Origin of the sequence: Streptomyces cathayae (genome assembly GCF_029760955.1) — a bacterium.
Taxonomy (GTDB): domain Bacteria; phylum Actinomycetota; class Actinomycetes; order Streptomycetales; family Streptomycetaceae; genus Streptomyces; species Streptomyces cathayae.
Map to the genome: position 1 here is coordinate 5,727,788 of NZ_CP121682.1, position 16,008 is coordinate 5,743,795.

The 16,008-nt window shown below is 70.7% G+C and carries 13 protein-coding genes and 1 pseudogene; 9 read left to right on the forward strand and 5 right to left on the reverse strand.

Translation table 11 applies throughout. From position 1 onward, the window contains the following. Positions 1–34 precede the first annotated feature (34 nt). The 4 genes from PYS65_RS26170 (at position 35) to PYS65_RS26185 (ending at position 5,335) form a co-directional block, all read left to right on the forward strand. Positions 35–1,624 carry an MFS transporter gene (locus PYS65_RS26170; protein ID WP_279336383.1) on the forward strand — a complete coding sequence of 530 codons (1,590 nt, stop codon included), beginning with the start codon at positions 35–37 and terminating at the stop codon, positions 1,622–1,624. Between the two features lie 101 nt (positions 1,625–1,725). Beyond that, positions 1,726–2,373 carry a TetR/AcrR family transcriptional regulator gene (locus PYS65_RS26175; RefSeq protein WP_279336384.1) on the forward strand — a complete coding sequence of 216 codons (648 nt, stop codon included), beginning with the start codon at positions 1,726–1,728 and terminating at the stop codon, positions 2,371–2,373. 495 nt (positions 2,374–2,868) lie between these two features. Next, positions 2,869–3,921: an endonuclease/exonuclease/phosphatase family protein gene (locus tag PYS65_RS26180; protein WP_279336385.1), complete on the forward strand. Its 1,053-nt coding sequence runs from the start codon at positions 2,869–2,871 to the stop codon at positions 3,919–3,921. A 163-nt stretch (positions 3,922–4,084) separates the two neighbouring features. Further along, positions 4,085–5,335 (forward strand): MFS transporter, encoded by a 1,251-nt coding sequence (locus PYS65_RS26185; RefSeq protein WP_279336386.1) that lies wholly within the window; start codon positions 4,085–4,087, stop codon positions 5,333–5,335. On the opposite strand, the gene PYS65_RS26190 is transcribed toward PYS65_RS26185, so the two are convergent. Beyond that, entirely contained in the window at positions 5,313–7,067 is a 1,755-nt protein-coding gene (locus PYS65_RS26190; RefSeq protein WP_279336387.1) for an NAD+ synthase, read from the reverse strand. The two genes, PYS65_RS26185 and PYS65_RS26190, sit on opposite strands and share 23 nt — an antisense overlap. Positions 7,068–7,206: 139 nt before the next feature. Here PYS65_RS26190 and PYS65_RS26195 point away from each other — a divergent pair, with 139 nt between their 5' ends. Further along, on the forward strand, positions 7,207–7,650 hold the full coding sequence (locus tag PYS65_RS26195) for an RrF2 family transcriptional regulator (protein WP_279336388.1): 444 nt from the start codon (positions 7,207–7,209) through the stop codon (positions 7,648–7,650). A 44-nt stretch (positions 7,651–7,694) separates the two neighbouring features. On the opposite strand, the gene PYS65_RS26200 is transcribed toward PYS65_RS26195, so the two are convergent. Next, the gene (locus PYS65_RS26200; RefSeq protein ID WP_279336389.1) at positions 7,695–8,885 is read right to left on the reverse strand and encodes a globin domain-containing protein; all 1,191 of its coding nucleotides are present in this window, start codon (positions 8,883–8,885) and stop codon (positions 7,695–7,697) included. Between the two features lie 366 nt (positions 8,886–9,251). Between PYS65_RS26200 and PYS65_RS26205 the strand changes: the two genes are divergently transcribed. Next, positions 9,252–10,613, forward strand: a complete 1,362-nt coding sequence (locus PYS65_RS26205; protein WP_279336390.1) for a glutamine synthetase family protein — start codon at positions 9,252–9,254, stop codon at positions 10,611–10,613. Between the two features lie 75 nt (positions 10,614–10,688). Here PYS65_RS26205 and PYS65_RS26210 read toward each other — a convergent pair. Then, positions 10,689–11,081 (reverse strand): annotated as a pseudogene (locus tag PYS65_RS26210) (site-specific integrase); the annotation flags it as partial. A 293-nt stretch (positions 11,082–11,374) separates the two neighbouring features. Here PYS65_RS26210 and PYS65_RS26215 point away from each other — a divergent pair. Then, positions 11,375–11,620: a hypothetical protein gene (locus tag PYS65_RS26215; protein WP_279336391.1), complete on the forward strand. Its 246-nt coding sequence runs from the start codon at positions 11,375–11,377 to the stop codon at positions 11,618–11,620. A gap of 737 nt (positions 11,621–12,357) precedes the next feature. Here PYS65_RS26215 and PYS65_RS26220 read toward each other — a convergent pair. Continuing rightward, positions 12,358–12,891, reverse strand: coding sequence for a hypothetical protein (locus PYS65_RS26220; protein ID WP_279336392.1), 534 nt, complete (start codon positions 12,889–12,891; stop codon positions 12,358–12,360). Positions 12,892–13,096: 205 nt separating this feature from the next. Between PYS65_RS26220 and PYS65_RS26225 the strand changes: the two genes are divergently transcribed. Further along, positions 13,097–13,465, forward strand: a complete 369-nt coding sequence (locus tag PYS65_RS26225) for a helix-turn-helix domain-containing protein (protein WP_279336393.1) — start codon at positions 13,097–13,099, stop codon at positions 13,463–13,465. 140 nt (positions 13,466–13,605) lie between these two features. Here the strand turns inward: PYS65_RS26225 and PYS65_RS26230 are convergent, their stop codons facing one another. Continuing rightward, the gene (locus PYS65_RS26230; protein WP_279336394.1) at positions 13,606–14,544 is read right to left on the reverse strand and encodes a TauD/TfdA dioxygenase family protein; all 939 of its coding nucleotides are present in this window, start codon (positions 14,542–14,544) and stop codon (positions 13,606–13,608) included. 731 nt (positions 14,545–15,275) lie between these two features. On the opposite strand from PYS65_RS26230, the gene PYS65_RS26235 reads away from it, so the two are divergent. Beyond that, positions 15,276–16,007, forward strand: coding sequence for a helix-turn-helix transcriptional regulator (locus PYS65_RS26235; RefSeq protein WP_279336395.1), 732 nt, complete (start codon positions 15,276–15,278; stop codon positions 16,005–16,007). Position 16,008: the final 1 nt, after the last annotated feature.

The following is a 16,008-nucleotide window of genomic DNA, read 5'->3' on the forward strand; positions in this document are numbered from 1 at the left end:
CGGTCTCGTATCGGAACGGTCCTACGGTGGCCGTATGACTTCTCCCGCCGCCCCGGCCCGCCGGATACCGGAACACGTGCACCGGCGCCGCTGGGTGATCCTCGGCGTGCTCATCCTGAGCCTGCTGATCGTCGTCCTGGACAACTCGATCCTGAACGTCGCCATCAAGACGATCTCCACGCCCGCTCCCACCGGCCTGGGCGCCACGCAGAGCGAGCTGGAGTGGGCGATCAACGCCTACACGCTCGTCTTCGCGGGCCTGCTGTTCACGGCGGGCCTGCTCGGCGACCGGATCGGCCGCAAGAAAGTGCTGCTCGGGGGCCTCGCGGTGTTCGGCCTCGGCTCGGCGCTCGCCGCGTTCTCCGGCACCCCGGCGGAGCTGATCGGCTTCCGCGCGGTGATGGGACTGGGCGCCGCGTTCGTGATGCCGGCGACACTGGCCGTGCTGATGAACGTCTTCGAACGCGAGGAACAGCCGAAGGCCATCGGCATCTGGGCGGGCGGGGTGGGCCTCGCCATCGCGATCGGCCCGGTCACCGGCGGACTGCTCCTGGAGCACTTCTGGTGGGGCTCGGTCTTCCTCGTCAACGTGCCGATCGTGCTGACCGCCCTCGCCCTGATGCTGTGGCTGGTGCCGGACTCCCGCGACCCGGACCCCGGCCGGATCGACCCCGTCGGCGTCTCCCTGTCCGTGGTCGGTCTGGTCCTGCTGGTCTACGGCATCATCAAGGGCGGCCAGCTCGCCGACTTCACCGACGCCACCGTGCTGGCGACCATCGGCGCCGGCTTCGCCGTGCTCACCGCGTTCGTGGTGTTCGAGAAGCGCAGCACGCACCCGTCCATCGACATGGCGTACTTCAGGAACAAGGTCTTCTCGGCCTCGATCGTCGCGATCGCGCTGGTCTTCTTCGCGCTGCTGGGCGTGATGTTCTTCGCGGTGTTCTACACGCAGAGCGTGCGCGGGTACACGCCGCTGGAGACCGGTCTGCTGATGCTGCCGCTGGCCGCCGCGCAGATGATCTTCGCGCCGCGGGCCCGGCTGCTGGTGGACCGCTTCGGCAACCGGGCGACCACCACCGGCGGCATGCTGCTCCTCGCGGCGATGCTCGCCGGGTTCGGCCTGTTGGACGGGGACACGCCGATCTGGATCCTCGAGGTGATCTTCTTCCTGATGGGTGCCGCCATGGCGAACATCATGACGCCGGTCAGCGTCGTGATCATGCAGACACTGCCGCGGGAGAAGGCGGGTTCGGCCTCCGCGCTCAGCAACACCTTCCGCCAGCTCGGCGGCGCCCTGGGCATCGCCGTCCTCGGTTCGGTGCTGTCCACCGCGTACCGCTCGCACATCGAGGACAAACTGGTCCTGCTGCCGCCGGGCCTGCGCGAGTCCGCCGGTGAGTCCATCGAGGCCACCCTGGGCGTCGCCGCCCGGCTCGGCCCGCGCGGTGACGCCCTGGTCGGACCGGCGAACGACGCGTTCCTGCACGCCATGCACGTCACGGCACTGGGGGGAGCGGGCGTCGCGCTGATCGGCGCGATCGTCGTCGGGCTGTTCCTGCCGGGCCGGACACCGGTGCCCGAAGGGGACGAGAAGAAGGAGGAGTTGGTGTCGACGCGGGAGTGACGGCCGAAGGGGTGGTGGGCCGGCCGCCGGACACCGGGGAGAATCGTCCCGGCCGGTCGTTCCGGCCGATCGTCCCCGGCCCACGGAAAGGACGCAGCGACGTGAGCCTCGCCGACACCGACACCGGTACCGGTGCAGACGCCGATCCCCGGCCGTGCGGGCCCGCACGGGGCCGCCCCCGCAGTGAGGCGGTGGAACGCGCCATCATCGAGGGCGCGATGAAGCTCCTGGAGGACGGGGTGCCCCTGGCGGAGCTGTCCATCGAGCGGATCGCCCGCACCGCCGGCGTCGGCAAGGCCACCATCTACCGCCGCTGGAGCGGCAAGGAGGAACTCTTCGTCGACGTCCTGCGGGCCGCCGAACCGGTCGACCCCGAACTCCCCGGCACCTCCATGCGCGACGACCTCGTCGTCCTGCTGGAGTCCCTGCGCCGGCGCGGCCTCGCCAGCAGGGCCTCGGTGATCCTGCACAACGTGCACACCCAGATGAAGAGCAGCCCGAAGATCTGGGCCGCCTACCACAACACCGTCATCCTGCCGCGCCGCCGGCTCGGCCTGGAGGTGCTGCGCCGCGGCCGGGAGAACGGCGAACTCCGCGCCGACGTCGACCTCGAACTGCTGAACGACATCGTCGTCGGCCCCCTGCTGGTCCGCACCCTCCTGCGCCCCGACGCCGGACTGCCGGACGGCCTCGCCGAACAGGTCGTCGACACCCTGCTCCAGGGCCTGCGCCCCGTCGGCACGGCCTGACCGCCCGCCCGACCCGCTCCCGGCCTGGCACGGTCGCCACGCCCTGCCACGACCGTTTCGATGTGCGCGTTCCGTCACCTGATCTCCTTCGAGGATGTCCCGGCCTTCAGGCCGAGGCGGGGGGTACGTGATCGGGTAAAGTGCCTGCCGTGCGTTGCGAGAACCAAGCGCGCACACCGTGCCGATCGAGAGCCAAGACGGCACGTCAGGGCTTTGCTTGACAAACCGGGCAGGTTCCGTCCCGGCTGGTGCTGAGGGAGTAGGACCTCTCCGGTCGTTGACCTGTGGGGCGTCCTGAGCCAGGAATCCCCTGCTTCAGATGGGGGAGGGTTCAAAGAAGGCGCTTTCCGTGATCCCGCCCGGAACTCCCGGAGCGGTCCCGCTCGTCCTCGCCTCTGTACGGCCGTCGGCGGACGGCGGGAAAGGCGCCGAACATCCCCTAGGGTCTTGCACGCGGGGGGCGACGGTGTGCACGGCAAGGTGTGAGGCGACGGTATGGCGCAGCAGGCGTACGCGACGGAGACGGACAACGGCGGCTCGGGGCCCGAGCGTCGGACCCCCGGGCTCCGGCGCCTGTGGGACCGTCTGACCCGGGGCTGGCGCGGGGACCGCCGCATCTGGCGCCGGGGCGTGGTGCTGGCCGTGTTCGCGCTCCTGCTCGCGCTGGTCATGATGGCCCGCTCCCACATCCCCAACGTGGTCGGCAACCTGGGCAGTCTGATCGAGACGTTCCTGCCCTGGCTGGGGCTGGCCGTCCCGGTCCTGCTGCTGCTGGCCCTGGTCCGCAGGTCCGCCACCGCCCTGGTCGCGGTGCTGCTGCCCGCGGTCGTCTGGCTGAACCTCTTCGGCGGTCTGCTCTTCGACCGGACCGGCCCCGGCGGCGATCTCACGGTGGCCACGCACAACGTCAACGCCGGGAACCCGGACCCGTCCGGCACCGCCCGCGACGTCGCGGCCTCGGGGGCGGACGTGCTGGCCCTGGAGGAGCTGAAGGCGTCCGCGGTCCCGACGTACGAGAGGGCGCTGGCGCCGACGTACAAGTACCACGCGGTGGTCGGCACGGTCGGGCTGTGGAGCAAGTACCCGCTGAGCGACGTGGCGGCCGTCGACATCCGCCTGGGCTGGGAGCGCGCGATGCGGGCCACGGTGACGGCGCCCGGGGCGCAGGTCGCGGTGTACGTCGCCCATCTCCCCTCGGTGCGCGTGAAGCTGGAGGCCGGCTTCACCGCACGTCAGCGTGACAGGAGCGCCGACGCCCTGGGTTCCGCCATCGCCCGGGAGCCGCTGGAGAACGTCGTCCTGCTCGGCGACCTGAACGGCACGATGAACGACCGGGCCCTGAACGCCGTCACCTCCCAGATGCGTTCCACCCAGGGGGCCGCGGGCAGCGGGTTCGGCTTCAGCTGGCCGGCGGCGTTCCCGATGGCGCGGATCGACCAGATCATGGTCAAGGGCGCGGAGCCGGAGAGCTCGTGGTCGCTCCCGAGGACGGCGAGCGACCACCTGCCGATCGCGGCCCGCGTGAAGCTCGCCACACCGGGCGACTGAAACCCCAGGTCAACCCCGTCTGTACGATCGTCGGCAACCTGTGCGTCGATCACCGGAACACCGGACCTGAGAGGCTTTGTTCCGCACTTGAACATATGGACGTGCGGAACGGCGCGAAACAGCGCGGAACAGCGCGGAACCCCAGCCTCGAAAGGTCCCCCTCATGCCCCTGGCCCTGCTCGCCCTCGCCGTGGGCGCCTTCGGCATCGGTACCACCGAGTTCGTGATCATGGGGTTGCTCCCGGACGTCGCGGACGACCTGGGCATCTCCATCCCGAGCGCCGGCCACCTGGTCTCCGCCTATGCCCTCGGTGTGGTCGTCGGCGCCCCGCTGCTCGCCGCCGCGACGGCGAGGATCTCCCGGCGCACGGTGCTGATCGCCCTGATGGTCCTCTTCGTCGTGGGCAACGCGCTCTCGGCGTTCGCCCCCGACCACACCTGGCTGCTGGCCGCGCGTTTCCTCAGCGGTCTCCCGCACGGAGCCTTCTTCGGCGTGGGGGCGGTGGTCGCCGCCGACCTGGTGACCCCCGACCGCAAGGCCCGCTCGGTCTCCCTGATGTTCCTGGGCCTGACGACGGCCAACGTGGTCGGTGTCCCCGCGGCCACCTTCATGGGCCAGCACCTCGGCTGGCGGGTGACCTTCCTCGGCGTCAGCGCGATCGGCCTGGCCGCCATAGCCGCCCTGGCCCTGCTGATCCCGGCGGACCACACCCCGGCCGCCCCCACGGCCGGGCTCCGCGGCGAACTGGCCACCCTGCGCTCCCTGCCCGTCTGGCTGGCCCTCGGCACCACGGTGGCGGGCTTCGGCGGGCTCTTCGCGGCGTACAGCTACATCACGCCGATGCTGACGGACTCCGCCGGCTACGCCGAAACGAGCGTGACGCTGCTGCTCGCCCTGTTCGGCGTCGGAGCCACGGCCGGCAACCTGCTGGGCGGCCGGCTGGCCGACCACTCCCTGCGCGCCACCCTCTTCGGCGGCCTGGCCGCACTGACGGCGGTCCTGGCGCTCTTCCCCCTCCTGATGCGCACCGAGGCCGGCGCGGCCGTGGCCGTGACCCTCCTCGGCACGGCCGCCTTCGCCACCGGCTCCCCGCTCCAGCTGATGGTCATGGAGAAGGCGGCGGCGGCCCCCTCCCTGGCCTCGTCCGCCAACCAGGCGGCCTTCAACCTGGGCAACGCCGGAGGCGCCTGGGTGGGCGGCCTGACGCTCGCGGCCGGCTTCGGGACCACGTCCCCGGCCCTCGCGGGCGCCCTGCTGGCCGCCCTCGGCATCGGCGTGGCCGCGGTGGCCCACACGGTGGACCGCAGGACGCCGCCCACCGCGGCCCCGTCCCCGAACCGGGACCGCGTCGTCACCGGCCACGTGCCCCGGCAGGCGCAGTCCCCGGCTGCTACTCCCGCCAGCCGCTCGTGATCGGCAGCCGGCGGTCCTTGCCGAAGCCCTTCGGGGAGATCTTCGTCCCCGGCGGGTACTGCCGCCGCTTGTACTCGGCCCGGTCGACCATCCGCAGCGTCTTGTGCACCAGCTCCGCGTCGAACCCGCCCGCGACGATCTCGTCCGCCCCGCGGTCCCGGTCGACGTACAGCTCGAGGATCGCGTCGAGCACCGGGTAGTCCGGCAGCGAGTCCGTGTCGACCTGGTCCGGCCGCAGCTCGGCACTGGGCGGCTTCGTGATCGAGTTCTCCGGGATCGGAGGCGTCTGCCCCCGCTCCCGCGCCGCCCGGTTCCGCCACTCGGCGAGCCGGAACACCGACGTCTTGTACACGTCCTTGATGGGCCCGTACGCCCCCACCGAGTCCCCGTACAGCGTCGAGTAACCGACGGCCAGCTCCGACTTGTTGCCCGGCGCCAGCACGATCTGGCCCTCCTGGTTGGAGATCGCCATGAGCGTCGTCCCGCGCAGCCTGGACTGCAGGTTCTCCTCCGCCAGCCCGGACAGCCCCAGCGCCCCCATGTACGCGTCGAACATCGGCTCGATGGCGACCGTCCGGTAGTGCAGCCCGGTCCGCCGCGCCAGCTCCGCCGCGTCGTCCCTGGAGTGGTCCGAGGAGTACCTGGACGGCATCGAGACGCCGTACACGTGCTCCGCGCCCACCGCGTCGCAGGCGATCGCGGCGACGAGCGCCGAGTCGATGCCCCCGGACAGCCCGATCAGCACGGACTCGAACCCGTTCTTCCCGACGTACGCGCGAAGACCCGTGACCAGCGCGGAGTACACCTCCTCGTCGTCGTCGAGCGGCTCGGCCCGCGTCCCCTTCCGCTCCGCCGGGTAGGCGGGCAGCGGCGCCTCGGACAGGACGACGCGGTCGATCCGCAGCCCGTCGTCGACGACCTCGCCGGACGCGGGCGCGTCGGCGGCGGCCGCCGGCAGGTCGAGGTCCAGCACCACGCACTCCTCGGCGAACTGCGGTGCGCGCGCCACGACCTCACCGCCCTGGTCGACGACGATCGAGTCCCCGTCGAAGACGAGGTCGTCCTGCCCGCCGGTCATCGCGAGGTAGGCCGTCGTGCACCCCGCCTCCTGGGCCCGCTTGCGCACGAGCTCGAGCCGGGTGTCGTCCTTGTTCCGCTCGTACGGCGAGGCGTTGACCGACAGGAGCAGCCCGGCCCGCGCCGACCGGGCGGCCGGCACCCGCCCGCCGTCCTGCCACAGGTCCTCACAGATGGCGAAGGCGACGTCCACGCCGTGCAGCCGCAGCACGGGCAGGGTCTCGCCGGGCACGAAGTACCGGAACTCGTCGAAGACGCCGTAGTTGGGCAGGTGGTGCTTGGCGAAGCCCAGCACCACGTCACCGCCGTACAGCACGGCCGCCGCGTTGCGCGGCGCACCGGCGGGCCGGCCGTACTTCGGCCGGTCGGTGTCGCTGCGGTCGAGGTAGCCGACGAGGACGGGCAGTTCCCCGAACCCCTCGTCGGCGAGCCGCGCGGCCAGGGAGCGCAGGGCCGCGCGGGAAGCCGCCACGAAGGACGACCTCAGGGCGAGGTCCTCGACGGGATACCCGGTCAGCGCCATCTCCGGGAACGCCACGAGGTGGGCTCCCTGTTCGGCGGAGTGCCGGGTCCAGCGGACGATCGCCTCGGCGTTGCCGGTGAGGTCGCCGACGCGCGAGTCGATCTGATTCAGGGCGAGACGTAGTTGAGGCACGCGGCCCAGTGTAATCGTCAAACCGACGCGATGGGGTGGGAGGTCACGCCGGGGCGGCCACGGACCCCGCCCGAAAACTCCACAAGAAATCCCGTCGGATAATTTGAATGCCGAATGTGCATTACCTACCCTGCCCGGTATGAGGCTGCTGCGCTCCACCGACCTCGCCCTGCGGGTCCTGATGCGCCTCGTGGTGGCAGGCGACTCCAACCCGACGACGCGCGATGTCGCGGCGGCCGTCGACGTGCCCTACACCCACGCCGCCAAGGTCGTCGCCGAGCTCCAGCACATGGGACTGCTCACGGCCCGGCGCGGCCGGGGCGGCGGCCTCGCCCTCACGGAGCGGGGCCGCACCGCCTCGGTGGGCGCCGTGGTCCGCGCCTTCGAGGGGGAGGACGACGTCGTCGACTGCGAGGGCACCTCGGCCCTCGCGGCCTGCCCGCTCCGTTCCGACTGCCGCCTGCGGGGCGCGCTGCGGCGGGCCCAGGAGGCGTTCTTCGCCTCACTGGACCCGCTCACGGTGGCGGACCTCGCCACGGGCCCGACGGGCCCGCTCCTGCTGCAGATCTCCCGGGCGCTTTAGGCCTGCCTGCCCGGTGGACGCCCGTCAGCTTCCCTCGGACATGCTCAGCCCTGCTTGGCCAGCCACAGGTCCGGGCCGAACACCTCGTAGTGGATGTCGGCCGGGGCGACGCCCTTGCCGATCAGCTGCTCCCGCACCGTCCGCATGAAGGGCAGCGGACCGCACAGGTACGCGCGCGTGCCCGGTGCCACCGGTACGTCCGTGAGGTCGACGTAGCCGGTGGCGGCGCCGGCCGGGGCGTCCTGCTCGTACCAGAAGCGCACGGTGGAGTCCGCCAGCTTGGCCGCGTACCCCTCGTGGTCGGCGCGCAGGGCGTGGTCGGCGGGGGAGCGGTCGCCGTGCACGACGGTGACCGGAGCCTGGTGCCCGCCGTCGGCGAGGTGCGCCAGCATCGCGGTCATCGGGGTGACCCCGATCCCCGCCGAGGCCAGCAGGAGGGGGGTGCCGGGCTCGGCGTCGAGGACTAGGTCGCCGTGCGCCTCGGACAGCTCCAGGACGTCACCGACCCGCACCCGCGCGTGGAGGTGGCCGGAGACCTCACCCTCGGGCGTACCGTCCTCGTCGTGCACGCGCTTGACGCTGAACTGCCGCTCGTCCGGACCGGGCGCCCCCGACAGGCTGTACTGGCGGATCTGCCGGGCGCCGTCCTCGAGGGCGACGCGGACGGAGACGTACTGGCCCGGGCGGAAGTCCCGCACCGGGCCCCCGTCGACCGGACGCAGCCGGAAGGAGGCGACGTCGGCGGTCTCGGTGACCCGCTCGACGACCTCCCAGGCGCGCCAGCTCGGGCCGCCCTGCTCCTCGTAGAGCCGCTTCTCGACGGCGACGAGGGCGTTCGCCATCAGCCAGTAGACCTCCTCCCAGGCGGCCGCGACCTCGGGGGTGACGGCCTCGCCCAGGACCTCCACGATGGCGGCGAACAGGTGCTCGTGGACGATGGCGTACTGGTCCGGGGTGATGCCGAGGGAGGCGTGCTTGTGCGCGATGCGCTGCAGCATGGCGTCGGGCCGGTCGTCGGGGTGGTCCAGCAGATGCGTGGCGAAGGCCGCGATGGAACCGGCGAGGGCCTCGCGCTGGGTGCCCGCGGCCTGGTTGCCGCGGTTGAACAGGTCGCGCAGCAGTTCGGGGCGGGCGGCGAACATCCCGGCGTAGAAGCGCTCGGTTATCTCGCTGAGGGCCCCTCCGACGGCGGGAAGCGTGGCACGGACGGTGACGGCGGACTGCTCGGACAGCATCAGGTCTCCTCGTTCTCGACTGCCTGCGCCACCCATTAAAACTTGCATCTGAAATACCAATTAAGGGGGGTGGGGTTGAGCCGTCCGTGGGGACCCTGCTAAAAGGCGACGCGCCGACCGTGACGCGTCGCCGGGTACTGGGGCGGCGCCCGCCGTTACGCGCACCGGCCCGAACGGGCAAGATGGACAACGGGCGCGAGAAACCACGGGCGCGAGGAACCGCGGAGCCGTCGGGCGATCATGGTCGGCAACATGCGTGAAACCCGGATGTGGTGGGATGGCCCGACTGCCCGACCGCAGCCCGAGGAGGCCATCCGTCGAGGCACAGAAAAGGCGGTCCGACCGGCGATGATGGGGAAGCGGAAGATGGACAAGCAGCAGGAGTTCGTGCTCCGGACGTTGGAGGAGCGCGACATCCGGTTCGTACGGCTGTGGTTCACGGACGTGCTGGGCTTCCTGAAGTCCGTGGCCGTGGCCCCGGCCGAACTGGAGCAGGCCTTCGACGAGGGCATCGGCTTCGACGGCTCGGCGATCGAGGGCTTCGCCCGGGTGTACGAGTCCGACATGATCGCCAAGCCGGACCCGTCGACGTTCCAGATCCTGCCCTGGCGTGCCGAGGCCCCCGGCACGGCCCGCATGTTCTGCGACATCCTCATGCCGGACGGCTCCCCGTCCTTCGCCGACCCGCGCTACGTCCTCAAGCGCGCCCTGGCCCGCACCTCCGACATGGGCTTCACCTTCTACACCCACCCCGAGATCGAGTTCTTCCTGCTGAAGGACAAGCCCCTCGACGGCAGCCGCCCGACCCCCGCCGACAACTCCGGCTACTTCGACCACACGCCGCAGAACGTCGGCCAGGACTTCCGCCGCCAGGCCATCACGATGCTGGAGTCGATGGGCATCTCGGTGGAGTTCTCCCACCACGAGGGCGCCCCCGGCCAGCAGGAGATCGACCTGCGCTACGCGGACGCGCTCTCCACGGCCGACAACATCATGACGTTCCGCCTGGTCATGAAGCAGGTGGCGCTGGAACAGGGCGTGCAGGCCACGTTCATGCCGAAGCCGTTCTCGGAGCACCCGGGCAGCGGCATGCACACCCACCTCTCCCTCTTCGAGGGCGACCGCAACGCCTTCTACGAGTCGGGCGCGGAGTACCAGCTCTCCAAGATCGGCCGCTCCTTCATCGCGGGCCTGCTGAAGCACGCGGCGGAGGTCTCCGCGGTCACCAACCAGTGGGTCAACTCCTACAAGCGCATCTGGGGCGGCTCCGAGCGCACCGCCGGCGCCGGCGGCGAGGCCCCCTCGTACATCTGCTGGGGCCACAACAACCGCTCGGCCCTGGTGCGCGTTCCCATGTACAAGCCGGGCAAGACCGGCTCGGCCCGCGTCGAGGTCCGCTCGATCGACTCCGGCGCCAACCCGTACCTGACCTACGCGCTCCTCCTGGCCGCCGGCCTGAAGGGCGTGGAGGAGAGCTACGAACTCCCGCCCGGCGCCGAGGACGACGTCTGGGCCCTCTCCGACGCCGAACGCCGCGCCCTCGGCATCGAACCCCTCCCGCAGAACCTCGGCGAGTCCCTCACCCTGATGGAACGCAGCGACCTGGTCGCCGAGACCCTCGGCGAACACGTCTTCGATTTCTTCCTGCGCAACAAGAAGCAGGAGTGGGAGGAGTACCGCTCCGAGGTCACCGCGTTCGAACTGCGCAAGAACCTGCCGGTGTTGTAAGCGCAGTTCAGAGCGGTCTTCCCGCTGATTCGGCGGATGGGGCCGACGGTCGCGGACCGTCGGCCCCATCGCGTCTCACTGGCCCAGGGCCGCCTCTGGGCCGTCCAGCGCAGGAGCGGCGCCCTCGTAGAGGCCGTCCACGGCCTTCCGGCCCGAGCGTCGCTACTCGGCATGAGGTGCGGGCAGACCCGGAGCGTGAACCCCGGATCGTTGTGTCCGAGACAGTGACTCAGTGCTTTGACGTTCTCGCCGACGTCCGGCAGGACCGAGGCGTAGAAGTGCCTGAGGGCGTGCATGCCGTGTTCGCGGGCGGCCCGGTGACGGGCTCTCACCCGACTGCGGCGCGGGGATCACCCCAGCCGTGACGAGAGCGGGCTTCCCCGTGCGGTCGTTGAAGTCGGTGCGCCGAACCGCACCCGCTCCATCGAGACGGGTGAACAGCAGCCGCTCGGTCACGAGCGGGCCGTCTGCGCTGCGCCGACGCGCGCCCCCCCTGTGGACAAGGCCGGAGGCCATGAGGCGAGCACCGCAGAGAGCGACCCGCGGTCAAAGACGATGCCTCCGGCGGAGGATCGGCCGGCACCGGGATGGGAGGGGGCGCCGTCGCCGAGTGCGGGCTCGTAGCGGCGTGCGCGGGATGGGAGCCGGGGTGAGTGGTGGGCGGAGGCGGGTGGGGAGATTCCGAAGGTTTCGCGCGGGGGTACGAACGCGAACGTTAGGCTCCGGTCTCCGGCAAGAGACGGACCGCCCCCGGAGGAGACGTGAAGCGCGAGCTCACCAAGGTCGGTATCGGCTATCTGGGCGTCACGGCGTGGGTGGGCCTTCGCGACACGACATCGGTATCTTCGTTGGTGATCGGCGGCGTGTGCCTCGCCATACTGGTCGCAATACTCACTCGCTACTTCGCTCTCCGTGTCCGGCAAGAGATCCAGGCCATCAAGGAAGACAACAGACAGGCCCGGGAACGCCGGGAGGCACGCAAGCGTGAGCGACGGGTGGGTGACTAGCCGACCGGCTCGTCGTCCAGAGGGGCCCTGACGCCTGACATCAGCGGCTGACCCTTCCTCAGGGGAAGACGGATCGGACTCCTGCGGCGCTCGATGCTGCGAAGCGTCCTGGCCGCTTTCTACGGTCGGGGCCCTGGGCGCTGCTCATCACCACGTGACGAAGCCCGGTAAATCAGGTAGAGGGTGGAGCCGACGAGGACGAAGAGGCCCAGGCCCGCCAGGGGAATCAGGGGTGCGAGCGCGCTCCTGTCCACCCCTAGTGTCGGCAACACCCACACAACGAGCATCCCGCAGCCGACAGGGAGAAGCACCGTTCCCACCCTGCGGGCGATGTAAAGGTCACTGACCGTGACACGTGGGCCACCCAGGCGTTTTGTGATACGTGGACCACTCAGGGGTTTTGTGAACTTGATGTACTTCTCCGCCAAACTCAGGGGGTTGAAGGTGAATATCAGGCCACCGAGGAGAAACCAGGCACCCCCGATGGCCAGCACTGAGTCTTGCTGCACGTGTGCTCCCTTCTCTCCGTCGTCCGATTCGGCTCAAGGTGCCGTCGGCAGCACGAGCGTTGTGCAGCAGCGAAGTGCCGTAAGGGACGCGACCGGCGTCGGCGTTCAGCCAGCAGTTGCATCCTGTCTCTGTGTCCGGCACAGGCGCTGTTCCAACCCATGGGCGGCGCCCCGCGGCTCGACCCAGTCATTGTCCGCCACCCGGAGGGTGCGGGGATCGGCTGCCGACTACGCGGGAGGTGCGTAAGGGTTCCTGTCGGACGCCGGTGGGCCACCCCACTGTGCCCCTGGCGGCGGAACAGGAGCCCAGTACGGGCCGCGGTGGTGCATCCACCATCTACCGATGGTGTGGAACTTCTCCTCGAACCTGCGATCCCAGCTGAGGAACCCGGTGTTCGGCGCCCGCAGCCGGGTACGGCGGCCGCCCGCTTCGTAGATCACGACGGTCCGGGTTCCGAAGAATGACTCCATCCGGATGGCTTGGACGTTCGACCACGGGATGGTCCGGTGGCGGAGGTTGTGCACGATGGCCGCCGACTGAGTGAGAGTGACCCCGAAGGGCCGCAAGATGATCAGCATCCCGAGCGGCAGGGTGAGTACTGAGACCAGTACAGGATCAAACGGGTCCCCGTCCAACCAGAACAGGACCTGGAGGACCATGGGGCTGACGATGCCGGGCAGCGCAGGCAGCACACGTTGGAGGCGCGTCAACCGGTAGCGGATGCGCTCGGGCGGTACAGCCCCGGCCTGCGATTGCTCCATCAGTTCCCACCCCTCACCCGATGCAGCCGGCACTGGCGCATCATCGCCCGGGCAGCATGGCGGACCAGGGGCGCGCTGTCCATCTGCCTACTCCTGGGAGCCGAGCAAGCGTTCTGGAGAGCTCATCTCGCCACTTGCCGTGGCCGTAGATCTTGAGACCGAAGAAATCGAGGCTTGCGCCAAGCCGGACGGAGGAAGAGAAGCCATGAACCACTCCGAGTGGAAGACCCGCCGGACCAGGAAGCTTCTGGGGGAGACGGTCGAGGAATCCGCCGCCTACGTCGAAGCCGGGTGTGCCTTCGCCCTCGGCCAGGCTGTTGATGACCGGCGTACCGCGCTCGTCCTGTCGCAGGCCGAGCCGGCGCGGCGGGCGGAGATGACTCAGCCGCAGATCTCCGACATCGAGGGCGGAGACTCCGTACCGACTCTGCCGCTGCTCACCCGTCTGGCCAAGGCTCTGGACGCGGCACTGACCATCGGCCTGGATCGTGACACGTCGGCTTTCACCTTCACCCCGCACGGAGGTCATCAGCCGGAGGAAGCGTCGGCGGATGGACGCGGCTCGGCGGCTTGAGCCACGTCCGCAGGGCGAGATCGGTTTTGGTGATGAACTCACTGGGACCGCCGACCTGTTCCACGCCCTCGCGGTGACGGCTGCCCGGCCCCCCGTCGGCCGTGCGGGGTCAGGTCCCTGCACGGCCGTGTGCCGGGGTGTCAGAAGGGGCGGTCACCTGCGATGGCGACGCGTTCGGCGACCCGGCGGTGGGTGCCGTAGTCGTTGACCGCGTAGTGCTGGGTGGCCCGGTTGTCCCAGAACGCCACGTCGCCGGGCTGCCAGCGGAAACGGACCTGGTACTCGGGGATGTGCGCCTGCTGGAAGAGGTAGCGCAGCAGGCGGTCGCTCTCCTCCTGGGGCATGCCGGTGATCCGGGTGGTGAAGGAGACGTTCACGAAGAGCATGCGCCGCCCGGTGTCGGGGTGGGTGCGCACGACGGGGTGCTCCACGGGCGGGAAGTGCTCCTGGTGGGGCGCGAGCCGTTCGGGACCGTAGAACCGGGCGAAACCGGGGATGAAGTCGTGCACGGCGCGGGCGCCGTCGATGCGGTCCTTCACGTCCTGCGGGAGGTTGTCGTAGGCGGCGGCCATGTCGGCCCACAGGGTGTCGCCGCCGGCCGGCGGCACCTCGCGCAACTGGAGGACGGCACCGAGCGCCGGCCGCTCGCGGAAGGTGACGTCGGCGTGCCAGACGTTCTCGAACGTCGGAGTGGAGCCGCTGCCCTTGTCGAAGCGGACGACGTCCTCGCTGGAACCGGCGGCGAGCAGCGGGTTGGTCTCCAGCTCGCCCCAGTGGCGTGCGAAGGCACGCTGCCGGTCGGAGGCGAGGTGCTGGCCGCGGAAGAACAGCACCTTCCACTCCAGCAGGGCCCGGTGGAGTTCGGCGCGCAGCTCGGGGCCGAGCGGGCGGGACAGGTCGACCCCTCTGATCTCGGCGCCGATCGTGCGCGCCTGGGGCTCGAGTTCGAACAGTTCGTAGGGCCGCTCCTCCCACCCCTCGGGCACCCGGCGCAGGACGCGCTGGCCCTCGTAGAGGCCGTCTCCGGGGATGCGTGCCTCACGGAGGGTGGCGGGCGGTGCGGTGTTCGTGACGGTCATGGGATGTCCTTCCTCTGTACACGGGGTACGGGGTACGGGGTTTGAACGGGTCGGGTCATGTCGGGTCGTGGGGAGGGGACGGGTCGGCCGTGTCGGGGCGCGGAGCACGGGCCGTCCCGGCGTCGCGTACGCCGAGGGGCACACCCGCCGTGCGCGGGTGTGCGGGATGGATTGCCGGGGTGACCCGGGAAAGGGGTGGTGCGGGGCCGTCGGCCGGGAAGACGGGGAGCGGCCCGGGCGGTGAGGGGCCGGGCCTGAAGTCAGAGGGTGCGGTCGGCTATCGGCCGGAGCGCTCGCAGCCGGTTCGGTCCGGGACGCGCAGCGCCACCGACATCCTGACGAACCAGTACGTGGTCATGGTGACGATTGTGTGATCTTGCCCGTGTTCTGTCAACGGGCCCCGTCCGGTGGTCATGCTCGCGATGCTGGTCCGGATCAGTCGATCCGGCTTCTTCTGCCCGTAAAGCGGGTTACCGGTGATCTTCGGCTTTTCGGCTCGGGTGTGTTCCCGGGGCGTGGTGGGCGAGCAGGGGCGCGTATGGCCGAGATCTTGTGGGTGGGGTGCGGGGAAGGGGGCGGAATGACCGTATGTCGCGGAGTGGTGACTGGATCGTCTGACTACTGCAACCCTCGCGGTGGCGCAAAACCGCACCCCGCCGGGACATAATCGCTGGGATTGTGCGACGGAGGCTCGGTGGGGGAGCCGGTCGACGGAGGGACAGGGGCGCTGGATGAACCAGGGATCGGTCAGGGTCGCGGTCGTGGCGCGGGGTGCCGTCGCGCGCAGTGGGCTCGCAGCCGTGCTGGAGGAAGCGGCCCACGTGAAGCAGACCACCGTCTTCCGCCCCGAGGAGTTCACGACGGCCTCGCCCGAGGACGCCGTCCAACTGCTCATCCTCTCCTGCGACGTGCTGGTGCTCTGGTGTGTGAACGGCGCCGGGGAGGGCGAGGACGCGTGGGCCGCCGGACTGGCGGAGGTCGTCCGCCGCAACGGGGTCCGGGTCCTGCTGGTGCTGCCCGGTGCCGAGGTGCGGCGCGCCGCGTCCGGCGCGGTCGTGCCCTGTGACGGGATCCTCGACCAGGACGCCCTGACCGGCGAGGGGCTCGACGAGGCCCTGCGGAAGGCGGCCGAGGGGATCCGGCCGGCGGTGCCGGCCGGGCGGACGGTGGCGGCCCCCCGGCCCTCCCGGCCCGTCCCGCCCGCCCGGGGTGCCGCCGGGCCGCGGAACCGGTTTCCGCGGCGGCAGCTCACCGAGCGGGAGAGCCGGGTGCTGGAACTGCTGGTCGAGGGGCTCAGCAACCGGCAGATCGGGCAGGCCCTCGAGGTGTCCGAGCATGTCGCCAAGCGCACCGTCGCGCTCGTGCTGGCCAAGCTCGACTGCCCCAACCGCACCCAGGCCGCCGCAGTCGCCCTGCGCGAGGGGCTCGTGGGGACGGGCCCGGGGGAGGCCCTGGGCGCGTAGG